Genomic DNA, 21769 nt, shown 5'->3' with positions numbered 1-21769 from the left:
CGTGTCGCCGATAGCCCCCGGGGCGGCGGTTCTGGTCACCGGAGCCGGGATCACCGGCCGCGCGGTGCTGGCCGCGCTGGCGCCGCTTCAGGTGACGGCGACGCTGTGCGACGACAACGCGTCGGCGCTGGCCCCCTACGCCGGCGCGGGCACCCCGGTGACCGACCCGGCCACGGCGGTGGCGCGCATCGCCGATTACGACCTGGTCGTGACGAGTCCCGGGTTTCCGCCCACCGCGCCGGTGCTGGCCGCGGCGGTCGCCGCGGGTGTGCCGATCTGGGGTGACGTGGAGCTGGCGTGGCGGCTCGACCAGTCGGGGCGCTACGGCCCGCCGCGGCGCTGGCTGGCGGTGACGGGCACCAACGGCAAGACCACCACCACCTCCATGCTGCACGCCATGCTGATGGCGGCCGGCCTGCGCAGCGCGTTGTGCGGCAACATCGGCGAGCCGGTGCTCGACGTGCTCGGGCAGCCGTCCGACGTCCTGGCCGTCGAGCTGTCCAGCTTCCAGCTGCACTGGGCGCCGTCGCTGCGCCCCGAGGCCGGTGTCGTGCTCAACGTCGCCGAGGACCACCTGGACTGGCACGGGTCGCTGGCCGCATACGCCCGCGACAAGGCCAGGGTGCTCGACGGCCGGGTGGCCGTCGTCGGCCTGGACGATCCGGTCGCCGCCGGCCTGCTGGACGGCGCGACCGCGCCGGTGCGGGCCGGCTTCCGGCTCGGCGTGCCCGGCGAGGGCGAACTCGGGGTGCGCGACGGCATGCTGGTCGACAACGCGTTCGGCCGCGAGGTCGAGCTGGCGGGCACGGCCGACATCCCGGTGGCGGGGCCGGTCGGCGTCCTGGACGCGCTGGCCGCGGCAGCGTTGGCCCGGGCCGTCGGCGTGGACCCCGCCGCGGTGGCCGCTGCGCTGCGGGACTTCACGGTGGGCAGGCACCGGGCGGAGGTGGTGGCGGTTCGCGGCGGCGTCACCTACGTCGACGACTCCAAGGCCACCAACCCCCATGCCGCCCGGGCGTCGATCGCCGCGTACCCGCGGGTGGTGTGGATCGCCGGCGGCCTGCTCAAGGGCGCGTCGGTGCAGGAGCTGGTCCGTGAGGTGGCCGGACAGCTGGCCGGAGCGGTGCTGATCGGGCGTGACCGCGCGGTCGTCGCCGAGGCGTTATCGCGACACGCCCCGGATGTCCCCGTCGTCGAGCTTGTGACGAGGGAGGATTCTGGGGTGCATGGGACAACTGAGTCTGCTGTTAAGCATGTGACTCGTGTGGTCGAAGTGGCTGACCGGGCGATCGCCGATGCGGTGATGGCCGCGGCTGTCGAGGCCGCGGGTGAGCTGGCACGGCCGGGTGACACCGTCCTGCTGGCGCCCGCGGGCGCCTCCTTCGATCAGTTCACCGGCTACGGCCATCGCGGTGACGCGTTCGCCGCCGCCGTGCGCGCCGGCACCCGGTAGCGGACCGTGGGCAACCTGCTGGCCCGCTTGCGCTCGAGGGGCGCCGGGGCGGAGACGGCCGGTGCGGCGGTGACGCACGGACCACGGACCCGGTTCGGCGCCTGGCTCGGCCGGCCGATGACGTCGTTTCACCTGATCATCGCCGTCGCGGCGCTGCTTACCACGCTCGGCCTGACGATGGTGCTCTCGGCGTCGGGGGTGTACTCCTACGACTCCGCCGGATCGCCCTGGTCGGTGTTCGCCAAGCAGGTGCTCTGGACCGCCGTCGGCCTCCTGGCGTTCTACGTCGCGCTGCGGATGCCGGTCGCCATGATGCGCCGGCTGGCGTTTCCCGCCTTCGCACTGACGATCGTCCTGCTGATCCTCGTGCTCATCCCCGGTATCGGCAAGGTGGCCAACGGGTCTCGCGGCTGGTTCGTGGTGGCGGGCTTCTCGATGCAGCCGTCGGAGCTGGCCAAGATCGCCTTCGCCATCTGGGGCGCGCACCTGCTGGCGGCCCGCCGCCTCGAGCGGGCCTCACTGCGCGAGATGCTCATCCCGCTGGTGCCCGCGGCGGTGATCGCCCTCGCGCTGATCGTCGCGCAGCCCGACCTCGGGCAGACGGTGTCGCTGGGCATCATCCTGCTCGCGCTGCTCTGGTACGCCGGCCTGCCGCTGCGGGTGTTCCTCAGCTCGCTGCTCGCGGTCATGGTGTCGGCAGCGATCCTGGCGATGGCCGAGGGCTACCGCTCGGCGCGGGTGCAGTCGTGGCTGGACCCCGCCGCGGATGCCCAGGGCTCCGGGTACCAGGCCCGCCAGGCGCGGTTCGCGCTGGCCAACGGCGGGGTGTTCGGCGACGGCCTCGGGCAGGGCAGCGCCAAGTGGAACTACCTGCCCAACGCCCACAACGACTTCATCTTCGCGATCATCGGCGAGGAACTGGGCTTCATCGGCGCCGCGGGCACGCTCGGCCTGTTCGGCCTGTTCGCCTATACCGGGATGCGCATCGCGCGCCGCTCGGCCGATCCGTTCCTGCGGCTGCTCACCGCCACCGCCACCACCTGGGTGCTCGGCCAGGTGTTCATCAACGTCGGCTACGTGGTGGGGCTGCTGCCCGTCACCGGTCTGCAGCTGCCGCTCATCTCCGCCGGCGGGACATCAACGGCGACAACGTTGTTGATGATGGGCGTGATGACCAATGCCGCGCGTCACGAGCCCGAGGCGGTGGCCGCGCTGCGGGCGGGCCGCGACGACCGGGTGAACCGCCTGCTTCGGCTGCCGCTGCCCGAACCGTATGCACCCACGCGGCTGGAGGCGGTCCGCGACCGGTTGCGGACGCGGCCGGGCCGGCCCGCCAAGCCGGCGCCGCGGGCCCCGGCACGCGATCGAAGGCGCAAACCCCCCGCCGATGACGGCCGGGCGCGGCGCGCAGGGCATCATGTAGGCGATCAACGGTCCGGCGGACAGTCCCGCCGGGAGACCAGGTCCGGTAAGCAGAACGCCGACCGCGCGAAGCGGACCGGCGAGGGCCGGACCGCACAACGCCAACAGGGCCGGCGGGCCCGCACACTGGAAGGTCAGCGTTACGGGTGAGCGGCAGTGGGATGTCCGTTCCGGCGGGGCAGGGAAGTAGCCACCGGCCGGTCTCGGTCGTCCTCGCCGGCGGCGGCACCGCCGGGCACATCGAACCGGCGATGGCCGTGGCCGACGCGTTGACCGCACTGGACCCCACGATCCGTATCACCGCACTCGGCACCGCTCGCGGCCTGGAGACGCGACTGATCCCCGACCGCGGCTACGACCTCGAACTGATCACCCCTGCGCCGCTGCCACGCAAGCTCTCCGCTGACCTCGCCCGTCTGCCGCTGCGGGTCCGCCGGGCGGTACGCGAGACCCGGACGGTGCTCGACGGCGTGCAGGCCGACGTGGTGGTCGGCTTCGGCGGCTATGTCGCGTTGCCTGCGTACCTCGCCGCGCGCGGCGGCGTGCGGCGCCGCACGGTGCCGGTCGTGGTGCACGAGGCCAACGCCAGCGCCGGGTGGGCGAACAAGGTGGGCGCCCGCTCGGCCCGCCGGGTGCTGGCCGCGGTGCCCGATCCCGGTCTCGGTGACGTCGAGGTCGTCGGTGTCCCGGTGCGCGCGGCCATCACGTCGCTGAACCGGGCCGCGCTGCGCGCCGAGGCACGCGCCTACTTCGGCTTCGGCGAGCACGACCCGGTGCTGCTGGTCTTCGGCGGGTCCCAGGGCGCGCAGTCGCTCAACCGGGCGGTGTCCGGAGCCGCCGAAGCCCTTGCCGCGGCCGGTGTCTCGGTGCTGCACGCCTACGGCCGCAAGAACACCCTCGACGTCCGCGAGCCGGCGCGCGGCGGCGCCCGCTATGTCGCGGTGCCGTACCTGGACCGGATGGACCTGGCCTACGCCGCTGCCGACCTGGCCATCTGCCGGTCCGGCGCGATGACCGTCGCGGAGGTCACCGCGGTCGGACTGCCCGCCGTCTACGTGCCGCTGCCGATCGGCAACGGCGAGCAGCGGCTCAACGCACTCCCGGTGGTGAGCGCGGGCGGCGGCCTGCTCGTCGACGACGCCGATCTGACACCGGACTTCGTGGCCGGCACGGTCGCCGGCCTGCTCACCGACACCGGGCGGCTGCAGACGATGACCGCGGGCGCGGCGCTGGCGGGACACCGCGACGCCGCCACGCAGGTCGCCAGGGTGGCGCTCGAGGTGGCGGGCCGGTGAGCGGCGCGCCGCTGCCCGAGGAACTGCGCCGGGTGCACATGGTGGGCATCGGCGGCGCCGGGATGTCAGGGATCGCCCGCATCCTGCTCGACCGGGGCGGCCTGGTCTCGGGCTCCGACGCCAAGGAGTCGAGGGCGGTGGCCGCGCTTCGCGCCCGCGGCGCGGTGATCCGGATCGGGCACGACGAGTCCTCGCTCGACCTGCTGCCCGGCGGGCCGACCGCCGTGGTCACCACGCACGCGGCGATCCCCAAGACGAACCCGGAACTCGTCGCGGCGCACCGGCGCGGGATCCCGGTGATCCTGCGGCCGGTGGTGCTGGCCAAGCTGATGGACGGGCACACCACGCTGATGGTGACCGGGACAGCCGGTAAGACCACCACCACGTCGATGCTCATCGTGGCCCTGCAGCACTGCGGGTTCGACCCGTCCTTCGCCGTCGGCGGTGACCTCGGCGAGGCGGGGACGAACGCGCATCACGGCAGCGGCGCCTACTTCGTCGCCGAAGCCGACGAGAGCGACGGATCGTTGGTGCAGTACCAGCCCGACATCGCCGTGGTGACCAACATCGAGGCCGACCACCTCGACTTCTTCGGCAGCGAAGAGGCTTACGTCGCGGTGTTCGACGCCTTCATGCAGCGGCTCAAGCCAGGGGGCGCGGTGGTGGTCTGCGTCGACGACGCCGGGGCCGCTGCCTTCGCCGAACGGACTGCCGCACAGGGGATCCGGGTGCTGCGCTACGGCAGCGGCGACCAGCCCGGCCTGGCCGGGGCGCTGCTGGACTGGTACCAGCAGGGCACCAGTGCGGTGGCCACCGTGCAGCTGGCGGGGGAGAGCAGCCCGCGCACGATGCGATTGGCGGTGCCCGGCAGGCACATGGCGCTCAACGCGCTGGCCGCGTTGTTGGCGGCCATGCAGGCCGGGGCCGCGGCGGACGTCGTGCTGGAGGGCCTGGCCGAGTTCGAGGGCGTCCGGCGCCGCTTCGAGTTGGTCGGAACGGCTTCTGGGACCAGGGTCTTCGACGACTACGCCCATCACCCGACGAAGGTCGCCGCCGCGCTGACGGCGGCGCGCGGGCTGGCGGAGGAATCGAACGGCCGTGTCGTCGTGGTCTTCCAGCCGCACCTGTACTCGCGCACCGAGGCCTTCGCGCCAGAGTTCGGCCGTGCTCTCGACGCCGCCGACGTGGTGTTCGTGCTCGACGTCTACGGCGCCCGCGAGCAGCCGCTGCCCGGCGTCAGCGGGGCGACGGTGGCCGAGCACGTGAGCGTGCCGGTGACCTATCTCCCGGACTTCTCAGCGGTGGCCGAGCGGGTGGCCGACACCGCCCGGCAGGGTGACGTGGTGCTCACGATGGGTGCCGGCGACGTGACCATGCTCGCACCGGAGATCCTGACTGCGCTGCGGGCGAAGGCCAATCGCCTCGCCCCGCCGCCGCGAACGGAGCGGTGATGACCGAGCCGACGCAGGGCGACGGCCCGCCCGCCGAACCACCGGAGGCGCCGCAGGATCGGGCGGCCGACGCGCCCGAGGACGCGAACCTCCCGCCCGCCGCGGAGGAGGACTTCGAGGGCCCGCGCCGGCGGGCCCGCCGCGAGCGCGAGGAGCGCCGCGCCGCGCAGGAACGGGCCACGGCCATCGAACAGGCCAGGCGCGAGGCCAGGCGCAAGGCCCTCGGGGCGCCCGTCGACACGCCGAAAACCCTTGGCCGGGGCACGGTTCGGGGCCTGAAGGTGCTGCTGTGGTCCGCACTGATCTCGGTGCTGGCGGTGTCACTGGGCCTGCTCCTGTACTTCACGCCGGTCATGTCGGCGCGCAGCATCGTGATCACCGGCATCGGAGCGGTGACGCAGGAGGAGGTGCTCGCCGCGGCCGCGGTGCCCGCGGGGACGCCGCTGCTGCAGGTCGACACCGACGCGGTGGCCGAGCGCGTCGCGACCATCCGCCGCGTGGCCGCCGCCCGGGTGCAGCGCGAGTACCCGTCCACGCTGCGGATCACGGTGGTGGAGCGGGTGCCGGTGGTGGTCAAGGACCTTCCGGACGGTCCGCATCTCTTCGACCGCGACGGCGTCGACTTCGCGACCGCGCCGCCGCCCCCGACGCTGCCCTACCTCGACGCCGAGAATCCCGGTCCCAGCGATCCGGCGACGCAGGCCGCGCTGGAAGTGATGACCGCGCTGCCGCCGGAGGTGGCCGGCCAGGTCGGGCGGATCGCGGCGCCGTCGGTCGCGGCGATCACTCTGACGCTGACCGACGGCCGGGTGGTGGTGTGGGGCACCAACGACCGCACCGAGGAGAAGGCGCTCAAACTGGCCGCCCTGCTCACTCAGCCGGGCCAGACCTACGACGTCTCCAGTCCCGATTTGCCGACGGTCAAGTAACGCCCGCCGCAACGCCGCCGCGCGGGGTCGATTGAAATTCGTCAGATGCGTACCGGCGCGCCTGCATGGTCAATGCCGGGGCCGGCCATACCGTTCTGTTTGCACGGCGCTACTTGACATAACTCTAAGCCTCACGTTGAGGTTGAGAGTTTGCCAACCGGAGTCGGACCAGTCGTACAGGAAGGCGAACGATGACCCCCCCGCATAACTACCTCGCCGTCATCAAGGTCGTCGGCATCGGCGGCGGCGGCGTCAACGCCGTCAACCGGATGATCGAACAGGGCCTCAAGGGCGTCGAGTTCATCGCGATCAACACCGATGCGCAGGCGCTGCTGATGAGCGACGCCGACGTCAAGCTCGACGTCGGCCGCGACTCCACCCGAGGGCTGGGTGCAGGCGCCGACCCCGAGGTCGGCCGAAAAGCCGCCGAGGACGCCAAGGACGACATCGAGGAGCTGATCCGCGGCGCGGACATGGTCTTCGTCACCGCAGGAGAGGGCGGCGGCACCGGAACCGGTGGCGCACCGGTGGTGGCCAGCATCGCGCGCAAGATGGGCGCGTTGACGGTCGGCGTGGTGACGCGGCCGTTCTCCTTCGAGGGCAAGCGCCGCAGCAACCAGGCCGAGACCGGCATCGCCTCGCTGCGCGAGAGCTGCGACACGCTGATCGTGATCCCGAACGACCGGCTGCTGCAGATGGGCGATGCCGCCGTGTCGCTGATGGACGCGTTCCGCAGTGCCGACGAGGTGCTGCTCAACGGCGTTCAGGGCATCACCGACCTGATCACCACACCGGGCCTGATCAACGTCGACTTCGCCGACGTCAAGGGCGTGATGAGTGGTGCGGGCACCGCACTGATGGGCATCGGTTCCGCCCGCGGTGACGGCCGTGCGCTCAAGGCCGCCGAGATCGCGATCAACTCACCGCTGCTCGAGGCGTCGATGGAGGGTGCGCAGGGCGTGCTGCTGTCGGTCGCCGGCGGCAGCGATCTGGGCCTGTTCGAGATCAACGAGGCCGCATCGCTGGTGCAGGACTCGGCGCATCCCGAGGCCAACATCATCTTCGGCACGGTGATCGACGACTCGCTCGGTGACGAGGTGCGGGTGACGGTGATCGCTGCGGGCTTCGACGCCGCCGGACCGAGCCGCAAGCCGGTGGTGGGCGCGGGCCAGGCCATCGCGCCGGGCCGGGCGGGCAAGGTGACCTCGCCGCTGTTCGATCCGGCCGATCCCGCGAGCGTGCCGCTGCACACCAATGGTGCGACGGTCAGAATCGGCGGCGACGACGGCGGCATCGCCGACGACGACGTCGACGTGCCGCCCTTCATGCGCCACTGAGCCGTTCACGTCCCGTGCCGTCCGGCGATACTGGTTCCGTGACCGTCCGGGTTCGGCGGGTGACCACCACCCGCGCCGGCGGCGTCTCGGCGCCGCCCTTCGACACCTTCAACCTCGGCGACCACGTCGGCGACGATCCCGGCGCCGTGGCGGCCAACCGCAGACGGCTCGCGTCGGCGACCGGCCTCGGCGTCGACCGGGTGATGTGGATGAACCAGGTGCACGGCGACCGGGTGGTTGTCGTGGACGATCCGGCGCAGGCCGCAGCGGGTCCGATCGGAAATACCGACGCCCTGGTGACCGGAGTCCCGAGATTGGCTCTGGCCGTGGTGACCGCTGATTGCGTTCCGGTATTAATGGCCGACGCGCGCGCGGGTGTGGTCGCCGCCGTGCACGCCGGGCGGGTCGGCGCGGCGAAGGGTGTCGTGCTGCGCACCGTCGAGGCGATGCGTGAACTCGGCGCCCGCACCGGGGACATCTCCGTGTTGCTCGGCCCCGCCGTCAGCGGAGCCAATTACGAGGTGCCCGCCGAGATGGCCGACGAGGTGGAGGCCCTGCTGCCGGGCAGTCGCACCACCACCGCCCGCGGCACCGTCGGCCTGGATCTGCGGGCCGGAATCGCAAGGCAGTTAACGGGTTTGGGTATCACCGCCATCGACGTGGATCCGCGCTGCACGGTGGCGGACAAGAATCTCTTCAGTCACCGCCGCGACGCCCCGACCGGCCGGCTGGCGTCGCTGGTGTGGATGGAGTGAGCGCCGTGACCACCGCAAGGGAGAGCGAATTGCAGGCGTCGCTCGCCGCGGTGCGCGCCCGGCTGGAGCGGGCCGCGGCGGACGCCGGACGCAATGCCGGCGAAATCGAATTACTTCCGGTCACAAAATTCTTCCCGGCATCTGATGTATTGCTATTGCATCGAATGGGCTGCACCGAATTCGGTGAATCCCGCGAACAGGAAGCGTCGGGAAAAGCAGCCGAAGTCGCCGCCGAATTGGGCGGGCAAGCCGTTCGCTGGCACATGGTCGGCCGCATCCAGCGCAACAAGGTGCGGGGGATCGCCGACTGGGCTCACACCGCACACTCCGTCGACGACCTCCGGGTGGCCGCCGGGCTGGACCGGGCCGTGGGCCGGGCGCTCGACGACGGCCGCCGGGCCGAACCGCTGCGGGTCTTCCTCCAGATCAGTCTCGACGGCGATGCCGGTCGCTCCGGTGTCGACGTGCGCAGGCCGGACCTCGTCGACGAACTGGCCGACGCCATCGACGCCGCCGCGGGCCTGCGGCTGGTCGGCCTGATGGGCATCCCGCCGCTCGACGCGGATCCCGCCGCGGCGTTCGCGAGGTTCGCGGCCGAGCGCGAGCGGATCCAGCAGCGGTATCCGCAGCGCATCGGGTTGTCCGCAGGAATGTCCGGCGACCTCGAAGTGGCGGTGCGACACGGTTCCACGTGTGTGCGTGTCGGAACCGGCCTTCTGGGACAACGACCGCTAACGTCACCATGAGTAGTCACACCAGTCACATCTTCATCACAGACACCAAGCTCCGGAGTCATCAGAAGGGTCGCGCGATGAGCACACTGCACAAGGTCAAGGCCTACTTCGGTATGGCGCCCATGGATGACTACGACGACGAGTACTACGAGGACGACGACCGCGGCGCGGCGCGTGCCTACGGTCCCCGCCGCCCGCGTGACGAGCGATTCGATGAGGAGGGATACGGACGCGGTTATGACGACCGCCCGCCCGCCCGCGAGTACGACGAGCCCCCCGGCTACCGCGCCGGCTACGACGAGCCGCGCTTCGAGCCGCGACTGCGCGGTCCGCGCGAGTTCGACCGGGCCGCCCCGAGGCTGGGTGCGCTGCGCGGGTCGACCCGCGGCGCGCTCGCGATGGACCCGCGCCGGATGGCCGAGTTGTTCGACGCGGGCAGCCCGCTGGCGAAGATCACGACGCTGCGGCCGAAGGACTACAGCGAGGCCCGCACCATCGGCGAGCGGTTCCGCGACGGCACCCCGGTGATCATGGACCTGGTGTCGATGGACAACGCCGACGCCAAGCGTCTTGTCGATTTCGCGGCCGGGCTCGCGTTCGCGCTGCGCGGCTCGTTCGACAAGGTCGCCACCAAGGTGTTCCTGCTGTCGCCGGCCGACATCGATGTCAGCGCCGAGGAACGCAGGCGCATCGCCGAGGTCGGCTTCCACGCCTATCAGTAGGTCGGCTCGTCGGTGGTCCGCCGATCGGTAGGCCCTGCCTCCGACGGGTAGGCTGGCGTCGCGCCCGAGGCCGCTGACTGGCCGCGGGCGCTGACTCCTGTATCGAATGTCACACATCTGCCCGTAGTGAGGACGGCTGTCGTTGTCGCTCTTCTTCGAAATTCTCGGTTTCGCGCTGTTCGTCTTCTGGCTCCTGTTGATCGCCCGGGTCGTGGTCGAGTTCATCCGATCCTTCTCGCGCGACTGGCATCCCAAGGGCGTGACAGTGGTGATCCTCGAGGTGATCATGACGCTCACCGATCCGCCGGTTCGGCTGCTGCGACGCCTCATTCCCCAGCTCACGATAGGTGCCGTGCGCTTCGACCTGTCGATCATGGTGCTGCTGCTGGTGGCGTTCATCGGCATGCAGCTGGCGTTCGGCGCCGCAGCCTGACGCCGGCCGCCAGCGGGTCGCGGGCGGCGTGCCCGGACCGTCGGCGCGGTGTTTGCCGAGGTCTCGGAATTGCGTTGCAACATTGAAATTCGTTCTTAAAATTCGGCCTCGACTGCAACCGCCGGGTCTGGTGTGACAGGATGGACGCCAGTTGCGTTCAGGTCAGGCTTTACACTTTGAGATCGGTTGACGGTCCAGACTCCAAGGGGGCAGACAATGCCGCTCACACCAGCCGACGTTCATAATGTCGCGTTCAGCAAGCCACCCATCGGCAAGCGCGGCTACAACGAGGACGAGGTCGACGCATTCCTCGATCTGGTTGAGAACGAGCTGACGCGACTCATCGAGGAGAACGCGGATCTGCGCCAGCGGGTCGCCGAACTCGATTCAGAACTCGCTTCGGCACGCTCCGGCAACGGCGCGCAGTCGACGCAGTCGACTCAGGCGATCCCGCTCTACGAGCCGGAGCCCGAGCCGGCGCCGGCGCCGCCCCCGCAGCCCGTGTACGAGGCGCCGCCGGTCGTGCAGCAGGCCGCGCCCAGCGAGGACCAGGCCATGAAGGCGGCCAAGGTGCTGAGCCTTGCGCAGGACACCGCCGACCGACTGACCAGCACAGCCAAGGCCGAGTCCGACAAGCTGCTGTCGGACGCGCGCGCCCAGGCCGACGCGATGGTCAGCGAGGCCCGCATCACCGCGGAGAACACCGTCACCGAGGCGCGCCAGCGCGCCGACGCGATGCTGGCCGACGCACAGACACGCTCCGAGACCCAGCTGCGGCAGGCTCAGGAGAAGGCCGACGCCCTGCAGGCCGACGCCGAGCGCAAGCACTCCGAGATCATGGGCACCATCAACCAGCAGCGCACCGTGCTCGAGGGGCGGCTGGAACAGCTGCGCACCTTCGAGCGTGAGTACCGGACCAGGCTGAAGACGTACCTGGAGTCACAGCTCGAAGAGCTCGGCCAGCGCGGATCGGCGGCGCCCGTCGACTCCAGCGCCAACAACGACGGCGGCGGCTTCAACCAGTTCAACCGGGGCAACAACTGATCCGCGATAGGTGATCGATGCTCATCATTGCGCTCGTCCTGGCCGTCATCGGCCTCGCCGCACTGGTGACCGCGGTGGTCACCAGCAATGAGCTGATCGCCTGGGTCTGCATCGCCGCCAGTGTCATCGGCGTGGTGCTGCTCATCGTGGACGCCCTGCGCGAACGCTCGCGGCGCGACGGTGGCGGCGGGGGATCCGACGACGAGCAGGAGACTGCCGAGTTCGACGCCGAGTATCCCGACGAGACCGTGCCCGCCGACGACGTCTCCACGGATGTGCACGCGGACCGCGACACCGATCTGGACGCGGACACCACCGCGGTGCCGATCGACCAGCGTGACGACGAGGTCGCCCGCGAGGATCGCCGCTAGACCGTCGGCGTGCCGAGCAGTTCTCGCACCTCGTCGTCGGTGACCTGATGGAAGTCGGCGAACACCTGACCGACGGCCTCGAATCCCGGCGGCATCGTCGCGCACACCACGTCGTCGGCCTCCCGGCCGATGTTGCGGCAGGCCGAGCTGGGTCCGACGGGCACGGCGACCACGATCCGGGCCGGCCCGACACTGCGCACCGCCCGCACCGCGGCCAGCATGCTCGCCCCGGTCGCGATGCCGTCGTCGACGAGGATCACCGTCCTGCCCCCCAGTTCCACCGGCGGCCGGCCACCGCGGTAGGCATGTTCGCGGCGAGCCAGTTCCGCCGTCTCTCGTTCGACCGCGGCCTGAATATCCGCCTCACTGATGCCGAGGCTGCGCACCAGCCGGTCGTTGACGACGATGCCACCACCTGTGGCGATGGCGCCCATCGCCAACTCCTCCCACCGGGGCACGCCGAGCTTGCGGACGAGGAAGACCTCGAGCGGCGCCCGCAGCGCCGCCGCCACCTCCCAGCCGACCGGGACGCCGCCGCGCGCGAGACCGAGGACCAGCAGACCGCCCGTGTCGCGGTAACCCGAGAGCTCGCGGGCCAGTACGCGCCCGGCCTCCGACCGGTCCCGGAAGGTGCGCCTGTCATCTCGGTGGGCGGCCCTGGCACCCATCCCGACGGGGTACCCGTAACCGGAGCCGCTCACCGCGGCTATCCCTGACGCCCTCGGCTACGAATGACGTTTGGGTCCCGACGCAAGGAGAAGCATGGGCATCGAGTTCGAGAGTGTCGTCGACCATCCGCTGGACGAGGTGTTCGCCTGGCACGGCAGGCCGGGTGCGATGTCCCGGCTGGTCCCGCCGTTCGCACCGATGACGGTGGTCGCGGAGACCGACTCGCTGGCCGACGGTCGTGCGGTGCTGGGTCTGCCCGGCGGACTGCGGTGGGTCGCGCAGCACCAGGCCGACGAGTACGACCCACCGCACCGGTTCGTCGACGTGCTCTCCTCCGACGGTGCGGCGTCGTGGCCGCCGCGGGCGATCGGCTGGTGGCGGCACACGCACGACTTCGCCGCGGAGTCGCCGGAGTCGACGCGCGTGCACGACCGGGTCGACACGACGGTGCCCGGACGGGCGTTGCGTTCGATGTTCGTCTACCGGCACCGGCAGCTCGCCGACGATCTGGCCGTGCACCGCGACGCCGCGGCGGCGGGCACCGGCCCGCTCGTCGTGGCCGTCACCGGCGCATCCGGACTGGTCGGGGCGGCGCTGACCGCGCTGCTGACCTCCGGCGGGCACCGGGTCATCCGGCTCGTGCGCCGCGATCGCCGAACTTCCGACGAACGGCGCTGGGATCCCGAACGCCCGGCGCCCGGACTGCTGAGCGGCGTCGACGCCGTCGTGCACCTGGCCGGTGAGTCCATCGCCGGCCGCTTCACCGCCGCGCACCGGGCGGCAGTGCGCGGCAGCCGGATCGGCCCCACCCGCAGGCTCGCCGAGGCCGCGGCGGGTACCGACGGTGGGCCGCGGGTGTTCGTCGGCGCATCGGCGATCGGCTACTACGGCTTCGACCGGGGCGACGAGGTGCTGACCGAGCAGGCCGCACAGGGGAGCGGCTTCCTGGCCGACGTGGTCGCCGAGTGGGAGGCCGCGACCGCGCCGGCCGCCGACGCGGGGCTGCGGGTGGTCGCCGTGCGGACCGGCATCGTGCAGGCCGCGGCGGGTGGCACGCTGCGGTTGATGCGGCCGCTGTTCGCCGCGGGCCTCGGCGGCCGGCTCGGCAACGGGCAGCAGTGGCTGTCGTGGATCGGCCTGGACGATCTGCTCGACGTCTACTACCGCGCGCTCTGGGACAGCCGGCTCGCCGGCCCGGTCAACGCGGTGGCGCCGGAGCCGGTGCGCAACGTGGACTACACCCGGGCGCTGGCGAAGGTGCTGCACCGTCCGGCGGTGCTGCCGGTGCCGTCCCTGGGCCCGCGGGTGCTGCTGGGCGCGCAGGGTGCGCGCGAGCTGGCCGAGGCCGATCAGCGGGTGGCGCCGACCGTGCTGCAGTCAGTGGGGCACAGGTTCCGTCAGCCGCTCGTGGCCGACGCGCTGGCCCATCAGCTCGGACACGGCTGACGCGCCACCCGATCCAGGAAGCCCCGCACCAGCAGCCCGATCCGGCGCGCGGCGTCGTCGCGCATCTCGGCTGTGCGGGCGAGCAGTTCGTCGTGTCGCAGGCCCGCCCCCACGACGTCTCCATCGCGGTCGTCGGCCAGCCAGCCGGCGAGCAGGCCGGCGTCCAACTCGGGGTGGAACTGCAGTGCCAGTGTGCGGCCGAGGACGAACGCCTGCGACGCCTGTGCGGTGCGCGCGAGTTCGGTGGCGCCGGGCGGCAGCGTCCACCGGTCGAAGTGCCACTGGAACCAGGGCCCGGGCGGCACCACCCCGGTGTCGTCGGTGTCGACCTGGTACCAGCCGATTTCGGGTGCCGTCGACCGGGCGACGGTGCCGCCGAACGTCTGCGCCAGCAGCTGACCGCCGAAGCACACACCGAGCAGCGCCACCCCGGCGGCCGCGGCGTCACGCATCATCTGCATCTCGGCGTCCACCCAGGTGCGGCGCAACGCCTCATCGTAGACCGGCCAGCGCGCGCCGAGCGGCACGACGACGTCGTAGCCGGTCGGATCGGGGAAGGTCACGTCGACCGCCGGGTTGTCCACCCGGTCGGCGGACACCACCTCGAACGTGTCGATGTCGAAGCCGCTGTCGGCGAATGCCTCGCCGAGGAGGCCCTCGGTCGCCAGATGCTCGTTGTAGAGGAACAACACCTTCGACGCCACGGCAGTCATTATCTCGGCGGCGGCATGGGGGGCGCATCCTCGGGGGCCAGTTCGGCGCCGATCCGGCGGAACAGCGCCTCGGCCTCGTTGGCGTAGTCGCCCTGGTCGTCGAACGCCTCGGGCGTGTAGGTCACCGCGACGGCGACGGCCAGCTTGCGTTCCGGAAGGTAGGCCTCCACCGCCGACGAACCGGACAGCAACGGGTTCTGCAGCAACCAATCTCCGGAGATCACCACGCCGAGGCCGTAGGTGTAGCCGATGCCCTGGGCGAAGCAGGTGCTGCAGCCGGGCTGCGGCCGTGTCCTGCCTCGCAGGTCGGTCGAGGTCATCCTGCGGTAGGACGCCTCGGACAGCAGCTGCCCGGAGCCGATGCCCTCTGCGGTGCGGGCGAGGTCGCCGATGGTGGAGGTCTGTACGGCTCCGTGTGTGATGGTCCACGACGGGTTCCAGAACGTCGACTCCTCGTAGAACGGGGTGCCGGCGGGCACACCGAGTGCGGCCCGGCGCTCGGAGCTGAAGGCGTGCAGCACCGGCTCGGGGATCTCGGCCGTCAGCGAAGCGGTGGTGCCGGTGAGGCCGAGGGGCTGTAACACGTTGGCGGCCAACAGTTCCGGCATACCCCGGCCGGTCGCCTTCTCCAGCGCCAGGCCGAGCAGCACGTAGTTGGTGTGGGCGTAGTTCCAGTTGGTGCCCGGTTCGTAGAGCAGCGGCTCGTCGACGGCGTAGCGCAGCAGTTCGTCGGTGGTCCAGGCGCGGAACGGGTTGTCGTAGGCGGCCGCGGTGAAGGCGTCGTTGCCGATCACGTAGTCGCGGTAGCCCGATGTCATCTGGGCGAGCTGGCCGAGTGTGACCGCCTCGGCGTGCGGGACCTCGGGCAACCATGTCGACAGCCTGTCCTCGAGCCGCACCGTGCCGCGGTCGACGAGGATGAGCAACAGTGTGGCGACGTAGGAGATGGCCACGGCGCCGTTGCGGAAGTGCATCTGCGCAGTGGCAGGCACACCGGTCATGGACTCGCCGAAGGCGTCGGTGAGAATTTCCCTGCCGTCCTCGGTCACCCGCACCAGCACCGCCTTGAGGTGGGCCGAGGCGATGGCGTCACGCACGATGGCCCGGATCGCCGCCGCCCTGGAATCCTCTGCGGGCGGCGGAGTCTGGTCGGGCTCCGGTGCGCACCCGGCGAGCACGGTCAGCGCGCACAGGACGGTGAGCATGCGACGGGCGCGGGTCATGACTGATCCTGGCAGAGTCGGCGAGCCCGGGCGGCGTACTTTGGCGGGCAAGTGGGCATTCCCCCGAGGTGAACGACCTCTCCGAGTGGTTCCTGACGACCGCCGAGCGGAACAACCCCCACTCGGACCTGCCCGCCTGGTGCGAGGGCAGCCTGGTGGAGCCGCTCATCCACGGCGCGACCTACTTCGACCACCTCGTCACCGAGGTGGAGGCGCTCGGCGAGGGCGACCACGTGTTCTTCACCGACTGGCGCGGTGATCCCGACCAGCTGCTGCGCGACGGCGGTCCGACCATCCGCGAGCTGTTCTGTCACGCCGCCGAGCGCGGCGTCGTCGTCAAGGGGCTGGTGTGGCGGTCGCATATGGACTGGATGCAGTACAGCGAGGAGGAGAACCAGCACCTCGGTGAGGCGATCGAAGCGGCAGGCGGGGAGGTGCTGCTCGACCAGCGGGTGCGCATCGGCGGGTCGCACCACCAGAAGCTGGTGGTCATCCGGCATCCCGGCGAGCCGGAGCGCGACGTCGCCTTCGCCGGCGGCATCGACCTGTGCCATTCCCGCCGCGACGACCGGTCGCATCACGGCGATCCGCAGGCGGTGCAGATGGCGGCCCAGTACGGCGAGCACCCGCCGTGGCACGACGTGCAACTGCGACTGCAGGGGCCAGTGGTGGGCGCGCTGGATGCCACGTTCCGCGAGCGGTGGAACGATCCGGCGTCGCTCGACATGTTGAACCCGATCGCCTGGGTCCGCGACAAGCTGCGCGGCGCGGATCTGGAGGCGGACCCGCTGCCGGAGCAGCCGCCGGACCCGCCGCCGTGCGGTCCGCATGCGGTGCAGGTGCTGCGCACATATCCCGACGGTCACTTCGAATTCGACTTCGCCCCGCACGGTGAGTTCACCGTGGCCCGCGGCTATACCAAGGCGATCGCGAAGGCGCGACGCCTGATCTACCTGGAGGACCAGTACCTGTGGTCGAAGCAGGTCGCCGACCTGTTCGCCGCCGCCCTGGCGGCGAACCCGGATCTGCACCTGATCGCGGTCGTGCCCAGGCATCCTGACGTCGACGGCAGGCTCGCACTGCCGCCCAATCTGATCGGCCGCCGCGAGGCGATCGATGCCTGCAAAGCCGCCAGCCCCGACCGGGTGCACGTCTTCGACATCGAGAACCATCGGGGCACACCGGTGTACGTGCACGCCAAGGTGTGCGTCATCGACGACGTGTGGGCGTGTGTCGGCAGCGACAACTTCAACCGCCGGTCGTGGACGCACGACAGCGAATTGTCGTGCGCCGTCCTCGACGGCACCCGCGACGAGCGGGAGCCCACCGACCCCGCGGGCTGCGGTGACGGCGCCCGCGTGTTCGCCAGAGAGCTGCGGCTGGAGCTGATGCGCGAACACCTCGACCGCGACAGCGACGACGGACTCATCGACCCCGCCGACGTTGTACGCGAATTCGTCTCGGCTGCAGAAACTCTCGACGCCTGGTACGACGGTGGGCAGCGCGGTCCGCGGCCGCCGGGCCGGCTGCGCAGCCACCGCGCCGAGAAGCTCGGCCGGCTGACCCGGCTGTGGGCCGGTCCGGCCTACCGGCTGCTCTACGACCCCGACGGCCGGTCCTACCGGGACCGCTTGAAGGGCCGGTACTGAGTCAGCGGCCTTCGGTGTCCGCGTCGGCGAGTCCGGCGAGCGCCGGTGGCAGCGGCCCCTCGTGCAGCACCCCGAGTCGTTGGGTCGCGCGGGTGAGCGCAACGTAGAGTTCGGCCGCGCCGCGCGGGCCTTCGGCGAGGATCCGCTCCGGCGCCACGACGAGGACGGCGTCGAATTCGAGGCCCTTGGTCTCCGACGGCGGCACCGTGCCGGGCACGCCGGGCGGGCCGATCACCACGCTGGTGCCCTCGCGCGCGGCCTCGTCCCGCTCGAAGTCGCCGATGGCCTCGGCGAGGTCGGCGTCGCCGACACGACGGGACCAGGGTCGGAAGCCGTTGGCGCGCACCGAATCCGGTGGCCGCACGCCCGGTGCGAACTCGGCGAGCAGCGCGGCGGCGACGGCCATGATCTCGGCGGGCGTGCGGTAGTTCACCGACAGCGAGCGGTACACCCATCGGCCGGGCACATGCGGATCGAGCATCTCCGCCCACGATGTCGCCCCTGCCGCCGAGCGACGCTGGGCGAGGTCGCCGACCACCGTGAACGACCGGGCCGGGCATCGCCGCATCAGCACCCGCCAGTCCATCTCGGACAGTTCCTGCGCTTCGTCGACGACGACGTGGCCGTAGGTCCAGTCGCGGTCGGCGGCGGCGCGTTCGGCGACGTCTCGAATGTCGCGCTGTTCGAAGCGCTCCGCAAGGTCCTCGGCGCCGATCACGTCGCTCGCGAGCAGGTGGTCCTCGTCGTCCATCATGTCTTCGCGCGCGAGCATCATGTCCAGAACACCTGCGGCATAGTCCGCTTCGGCCTGTCGCTCCTTCTCCACGGCCTGATCGGCCGCCCGGTCGCGGCCAAGCAGGTCGACCAGTTCGTCGAGCAGCGGCACGTCGGAGACGGTCCAGGCGCCGCCGTCGGCGCGCCGGAGCAGTTGGCCGGCGCCGGCCGCCTCCAGCCGCTCGGGGGATTCGTACAGCGATTTCAGCAGTGCCTCAGGGGTCAACAGCGGCCACAGTGCGTCGAGCGCGGCGATGAACTGCGCGTTGTCCCTGAGCTCGCGGAGCAGGCCCTTCCGCATCTCTTCCCACGCGCCGCGGTCGTCACGGGTGAGCCACCCCCGGCCGATGCGGGCGATCGCCCGTTCGGTGAGCACGTACTCGATGATCTCGCGGAATTTCGTGCGGGCTTCGTTGTGCGGCAGACCCGTTGAACGGGCTTCCTCCCGAGCCCACTCGGCGGTCTCGGCGTCGATGCGCACCGTGACGTCGGTGAGTCCGATCGTCAGCGGTTCGCCGGGGACACGCTGCCGGTCGGCGACGGCCGCGGCCAGCACGTCGAGGATCCCCAGGGAACCCTTGAGCCGGGCCACGTCCGGGGTGTCCTCCGCGGTCACCCGCAGGCCGGGCACGAAATCGCCGGGGGTCGTGAACACCACGTCCGATTCGCCGAGGGACGGCAGCACACGGCCGATGTGCTCGAGGAACGCCGGACTCGGCCCGACGACGAGGATGCCGTGGCGCTCCATGCGCTTGCGCTGGGTGTAGAGCAGGTAGGCGACCCGGTGAAGCGCGACGACGGTCTTGCCGGTGCCGGGACCGCCCTCGATCACCGTCACCCCCGGATGGTCGAGCCGGATGATCGCGTCCTGCTCGGCCTGGATGGTGGCGACGATGTCGCGCATGCCCTCGCCGCGCGGCGCGTTGACGGCGGCGAGCAGCGCGGCGTCGCCGCGTTCCTCACCGATCTGGCCGAAGATCTCGTCGGTGAAGTCGAGCAACCGCCGCCCGCGGGTGTGGAACTGCCTGCGGCGGCGCATGCCCTCCGGGTGCGCACCGGTGGCCGTGTAGAAGGCCCGCGCCGCGGGGGCACGCCAGTCCAGCAGCTTGGTCTCGTACCCGTTGTCCTCGTCGAGGAGACCGATGCGGCCGATGTAGCAGCGTTCGCCCGACAGGGAGTCCAGGCGGCCGAAGCACAGGCCGTGGTCGGCCACGTCCAGGCGCGCCATCTGCTTGGCGAGCGCATGGACCTCCGCGTCGCGCGCCACCAGCGTCCCGCCGTCCATCTTGTCGATGGGACTGCGCAGCGCCTCCTGGTAGCGGCGTTTGGCCCGGTCGCGTTCCGCGTCAAGGCGGGCGTACAGGTCGGCGACATAGTCGCGCTCGGCCTGCAGTTCGTCGTCGTACGCCAGATCCCTCACTACCTCTGCTGTCTCCTTCGTCGAACTCGTGGAGCAGCGAGTGTGCGCCATGACCCCGGCCTTGCGGCAAGCCCCCCGGTGCCGGATATCCTGAAGAGGGCAGGGACGTTCGTCCCGCCTTCTGTCTCCCAGTCGAGACCCTCACAGTAGTCGCCTCGCGAGCCCGGGTTGTCAGACCGTATCAGTACACTCGAACACATGTTCGATACGGCGTCGACGGGTGAGGTGGTCGCTGTGATCACCTATGCCTATCGGGAGGAGTCGAGGCTGGTGGGGCGGCGGTTGGCGGCGATCGCGGAGCTGCTGGGCCGGCGCACCTGGGAGGCCGAGGCCGAGGATCCGGACTGTGGCTACATGATCGTCACCGGGTTGCAGCGCACGAGTGCGGAGGTGGCCGCGGCGATGAATCTGTCGGCGGCGGCGGCCAGTGTGCTGGTGTCGCAGGCCGATGCGTTGGACAGCCGGCTGCCGAAGGTAGCCGCGGTGCTGGCTCGGGGTGACATCGACTGGCGCACGGTGCAGCTCATCTTGTCGCGCAGTGAGCTGGTCAGTGATCGCAGGATCATCGCCGCCCTTGATTCGCAGTTGGCCGAGCGGGTGTCGCGGTGGCAGTCCTGGTCCCGCAAGCGGGTGATCGACGCGGTAGACGCCGCGGTGCGCACATTGGACCGCGATGCGGTCAAGGAGCGGGAGCGGGCGGAGGACCGCCGGCATATGGACGTGATCGCGGTGGGCGACGGCACGGCCAAGGTCGACGGTGTGGTGAACGCCGAGACCGCGGTGATCTTCGACCGCACGCTGGGCGAGCTCGCGACCGGGGTGTGCCGGGAGGATCCGCGGACCCTCGCTCAGCGCCGCGCGGACGCGGTGGCCGCGATGGCGCAGGGACGGCCACTGTCGTGCCGGTGTGAGGCGTGTGCGGCCCGCCCGGCGACACCCACCGCCGACTCCAGTGGCCTCGAGACCGCCGCTGACACCGGTGACGTCGAGGCATTCCAGCCGCCCCCGGCGCCTCCACCCCCAACGCCCGCGTTGTCGGGCACCACGTTCGTGATCAATGTGGTCGCCGATCAGTCCACGGTGGTGGGTACCGGCAATCGGCCGGGCTATCTGGAGGGCTTCGGGGTGATCGACGCCGATCTGGTGCGCCAACTGGCTCAGGGGGCGACGCTGCGGCCACTCAACCCGCCGGTCGTCACCGCCGAGCAGGCGTTGCGGTATCAGCCGACGGCGGCGGTGGAACGCTTCGTGCGGATGCGGGACCTGACGTGTCGTTTCCCCGGGTGTGACCGGCCCGCGCAGCGTTGCGACATCGACCACACCGTCCCGTTCAACCACGTCGACCCGCGGGCGGGCGGTCGGACGGTACCCGAGAACCTCAAATGCCTGTGCCGTCAACATCATCGAGCCAAGACGTTCGTGCAGGGATGGCGTGACCTGCAGTTGCCCGACGGCACGGTGGTGTGGACGACCCCCGATGGACGCCAACTGCGCACCGTGCCCGGCGGTGTCGAACTCTTCCCGGCCCTGGGTGGTCGCCCCTGTGCGGCGCCGTCACCCGCGCGTTGTAACCCCTTGCGTAGACGCGCGACGCGCATCGAGCGGCGCCGCGCCAAGAACCGCGCACTGCGCCCGCTCAACGACGCTCACCGCACCCTGGAGCGGGCCCGCCGCCGCGAGGTCGAGGCCCGCAAGGACCGCAACCGCCATCGCACCATGCTCATGTTGTTCAAAGGCGGCCGACCGACCAAAGGCCCGTTCATGCGCTGGGTCAACGAACCCTACGAATCCGAAGTCCTGCCACCGGACTGGCGACCCCCGCCCGGCCCACCACCACTACCCGACGAGCCGCCGTTCTGACTAACCGCGGAATCGGTAGCGGCCGTCGAGGAGCGAGTTTGCTCGGTGGCGCGATCGCGTCATACGGGC

At 71.1% G+C, this 21769-nt stretch carries 19 protein-coding genes; 15 read left to right on the top strand and 4 right to left on the bottom strand.

What is annotated here, in order from left to right:
• The first annotated feature begins 1 nt into the window (after window position 1).
• The 12 genes from murD (at window position 2) to O6P37_RS18425 (ending at window position 11946) form a co-directional block, all read left to right on the top strand.
• A complete protein-coding gene (gene murD, locus O6P37_RS18480; RefSeq protein ID WP_269895433.1) occupies window positions 2-1453 on the top strand; it encodes a UDP-N-acetylmuramoyl-L-alanine--D-glutamate ligase in 1452 nt (483 codons plus the stop codon).
• Between the two features lie 15 nt (window positions 1454-1468).
• Complete coding sequence (gene ftsW / locus O6P37_RS18475) at window positions 1469-3025, top strand: putative lipid II flippase FtsW (protein ID WP_408633203.1); 1557 nt, start codon at window positions 1469-1471, stop codon at window positions 3023-3025.
• 11 nt (window positions 3026-3036) lie between these two features.
• Window positions 3037-4170, top strand: a complete 1134-nt coding sequence (gene murG, locus O6P37_RS18470) for an undecaprenyldiphospho-muramoylpentapeptide beta-N-acetylglucosaminyltransferase (RefSeq protein WP_269895454.1) — start codon at window positions 3037-3039, stop codon at window positions 4168-4170.
• A 38-nt stretch (window positions 4171-4208) separates the two neighbouring features.
• The gene (gene murC / locus O6P37_RS18465) at window positions 4209-5621 is read left to right on the top strand and encodes a UDP-N-acetylmuramate--L-alanine ligase (protein ID WP_408633202.1); all 1413 of its coding nucleotides are present in this window, start codon (window positions 4209-4211) and stop codon (window positions 5619-5621) included.
• Window positions 5621-6550, top strand: a complete 930-nt coding sequence (locus tag O6P37_RS18460) for a cell division protein FtsQ/DivIB (protein ID WP_269895430.1) — start codon at window positions 5621-5623, stop codon at window positions 6548-6550. The genes murC and O6P37_RS18460 overlap by 1 nt, the downstream gene beginning before the upstream one ends.
• Before the next feature lie 191 nt (window positions 6551-6741).
• Window positions 6742-7887: a cell division protein FtsZ gene (gene ftsZ / locus O6P37_RS18455; protein WP_264012506.1), complete on the top strand. Its 1146-nt coding sequence runs from the start codon at window positions 6742-6744 to the stop codon at window positions 7885-7887.
• Between the two features lie 38 nt (window positions 7888-7925).
• Window positions 7926-8642 carry a peptidoglycan editing factor PgeF gene (gene pgeF / locus O6P37_RS18450; RefSeq protein WP_269895429.1) on the top strand — a complete coding sequence of 239 codons (717 nt, stop codon included), beginning with the start codon at window positions 7926-7928 and terminating at the stop codon, window positions 8640-8642.
• Between the two features lie 5 nt (window positions 8643-8647).
• On the top strand, window positions 8648-9388 hold the full coding sequence (locus O6P37_RS18445; protein WP_269895428.1) for a YggS family pyridoxal phosphate-dependent enzyme: 741 nt from the start codon (window positions 8648-8650) through the stop codon (window positions 9386-9388).
• 65 nt (window positions 9389-9453) lie between these two features.
• Window positions 9454-10098, top strand: coding sequence for a cell division protein SepF (locus O6P37_RS18440; protein WP_264012503.1), 645 nt, complete (start codon window positions 9454-9456; stop codon window positions 10096-10098).
• A gap of 142 nt (window positions 10099-10240) precedes the next feature.
• A complete protein-coding gene (locus O6P37_RS18435; RefSeq protein WP_264012502.1) occupies window positions 10241-10531 on the top strand; it encodes a YggT family protein in 291 nt (96 codons plus the stop codon).
• 216 nt (window positions 10532-10747) lie between these two features.
• Complete coding sequence (wag31, locus tag O6P37_RS18430) at window positions 10748-11575, top strand: DivIVA-like cell division protein Wag31 (protein ID WP_269895427.1); 828 nt, start codon at window positions 10748-10750, stop codon at window positions 11573-11575.
• Window positions 11576-11592: 17 nt separating this feature from the next.
• Window positions 11593-11946 (top strand): DUF308 domain-containing protein, encoded by a 354-nt coding sequence (locus tag O6P37_RS18425; protein ID WP_269895426.1) that lies wholly within the window; start codon window positions 11593-11595, stop codon window positions 11944-11946.
• Here O6P37_RS18425 and O6P37_RS18420 read toward each other — a convergent pair.
• Window positions 11943-12614: a phosphoribosyltransferase gene (locus O6P37_RS18420; protein WP_269895453.1), complete on the bottom strand. Its 672-nt coding sequence runs from the start codon at window positions 12612-12614 to the stop codon at window positions 11943-11945. The genes O6P37_RS18425 and O6P37_RS18420 overlap by 4 nt on opposite strands.
• A gap of 94 nt (window positions 12615-12708) precedes the next feature.
• Here O6P37_RS18420 and O6P37_RS18415 point away from each other — a divergent pair, with 94 nt between their 5' ends.
• Entirely contained in the window at window positions 12709-14061 is a 1353-nt protein-coding gene (locus tag O6P37_RS18415) for a TIGR01777 family oxidoreductase (protein ID WP_269895425.1), read from the top strand.
• Here O6P37_RS18415 and O6P37_RS18410 read toward each other — a convergent pair.
• Window positions 14043-14774 (bottom strand): type 1 glutamine amidotransferase, encoded by a 732-nt coding sequence (locus tag O6P37_RS18410; RefSeq protein WP_269895424.1) that lies wholly within the window; start codon window positions 14772-14774, stop codon window positions 14043-14045. The two genes, O6P37_RS18415 and O6P37_RS18410, sit on opposite strands and share 19 nt — an antisense overlap.
• Window positions 14774-15997: a serine hydrolase domain-containing protein gene (locus tag O6P37_RS18405; RefSeq protein WP_269895423.1), complete on the bottom strand. Its 1224-nt coding sequence runs from the start codon at window positions 15995-15997 to the stop codon at window positions 14774-14776. The genes O6P37_RS18410 and O6P37_RS18405 overlap by 1 nt, the downstream gene beginning before the upstream one ends.
• Before the next feature lie 68 nt (window positions 15998-16065).
• Here O6P37_RS18405 and O6P37_RS18400 point away from each other — a divergent pair, with 68 nt between their 5' ends.
• Entirely contained in the window at window positions 16066-17646 is a 1581-nt protein-coding gene (locus O6P37_RS18400) for a phospholipase D-like domain-containing protein (protein ID WP_269895422.1), read from the top strand.
• A gap of 1 nt (window position 17647) precedes the next feature.
• Here O6P37_RS18400 and helR read toward each other — a convergent pair whose 3' ends face one another.
• Window positions 17648-19840: an RNA polymerase recycling motor ATPase HelR gene (gene helR / locus O6P37_RS18395; RefSeq protein ID WP_269895421.1), complete on the bottom strand. Its 2193-nt coding sequence runs from the start codon at window positions 19838-19840 to the stop codon at window positions 17648-17650.
• A 198-nt stretch (window positions 19841-20038) separates the two neighbouring features.
• Between helR and O6P37_RS18390 the strand changes: the two genes are divergently transcribed.
• On the top strand, window positions 20039-21700 hold the full coding sequence (locus O6P37_RS18390) for an HNH endonuclease signature motif containing protein (RefSeq protein WP_269895420.1): 1662 nt from the start codon (window positions 20039-20041) through the stop codon (window positions 21698-21700).
• Window positions 21701-21769: the final 69 nt, after the last annotated feature.

It is taken from the genome of Mycobacterium hippophais (genome assembly GCF_027529605.1).
In the GTDB taxonomy this organism is placed as follows: Bacteria; Actinomycetota; Actinomycetes; order Mycobacteriales; family Mycobacteriaceae; genus Mycobacterium; species Mycobacterium arseniciresistens.
Note: the sequence above shows the minus strand (reverse complement) of the source record. Positions and strands in the feature narration are given on the sequence as shown.

Bases quoted from the DNA above. Each gene is read 5' to 3' on its own strand.
- murG (WP_269895454.1), top strand. From the start codon at position 3,037: ATGTCCGTTCCGGCGGGGCAGGGAAGTAGCCACCGGCCGGTCTCGGTC.
- murC (WP_408633202.1), top strand. From the start codon at position 4,209: ATGGTGGGCATCGGCGGCGCCGGGATGTCAGGGATCGCCCGCATCCTG.
- O6P37_RS18460 (WP_269895430.1), top strand. From the start codon at position 5,621: ATGACCGAGCCGACGCAGGGCGACGGCCCGCCCGCCGAACCACCGGAG.
- ftsZ (WP_264012506.1), top strand. From the start codon at position 6,742: ATGACCCCCCCGCATAACTACCTCGCCGTCATCAAGGTCGTCGGCATC.
- O6P37_RS18440 (WP_264012503.1), top strand. From the start codon at position 9,454: ATGAGCACACTGCACAAGGTCAAGGCCTACTTCGGTATGGCGCCCATG.
- wag31 (WP_269895427.1), top strand. From the start codon at position 10,748: ATGCCGCTCACACCAGCCGACGTTCATAATGTCGCGTTCAGCAAGCCA.
- O6P37_RS18425 (WP_269895426.1), top strand. From the start codon at position 11,593: ATGCTCATCATTGCGCTCGTCCTGGCCGTCATCGGCCTCGCCGCACTG.
- O6P37_RS18420 (WP_269895453.1), bottom strand. From the start codon at position 12,614: ATGGGTGCCAGGGCCGCCCACCGAGATGACAGGCGCACCTTCCGGGAC.
- O6P37_RS18415 (WP_269895425.1), top strand. From the start codon at position 12,709: ATGGGCATCGAGTTCGAGAGTGTCGTCGACCATCCGCTGGACGAGGTG.
- O6P37_RS18410 (WP_269895424.1), bottom strand. From the start codon at position 14,774: ATGACTGCCGTGGCGTCGAAGGTGTTGTTCCTCTACAACGAGCATCTG.
- O6P37_RS18405 (WP_269895423.1), bottom strand. From the start codon at position 15,997: ATGACCCGCGCCCGTCGCATGCTCACCGTCCTGTGCGCGCTGACCGTG.
- O6P37_RS18390 (WP_269895420.1), top strand. From the start codon at position 20,039: ATGTTCGATACGGCGTCGACGGGTGAGGTGGTCGCTGTGATCACCTAT.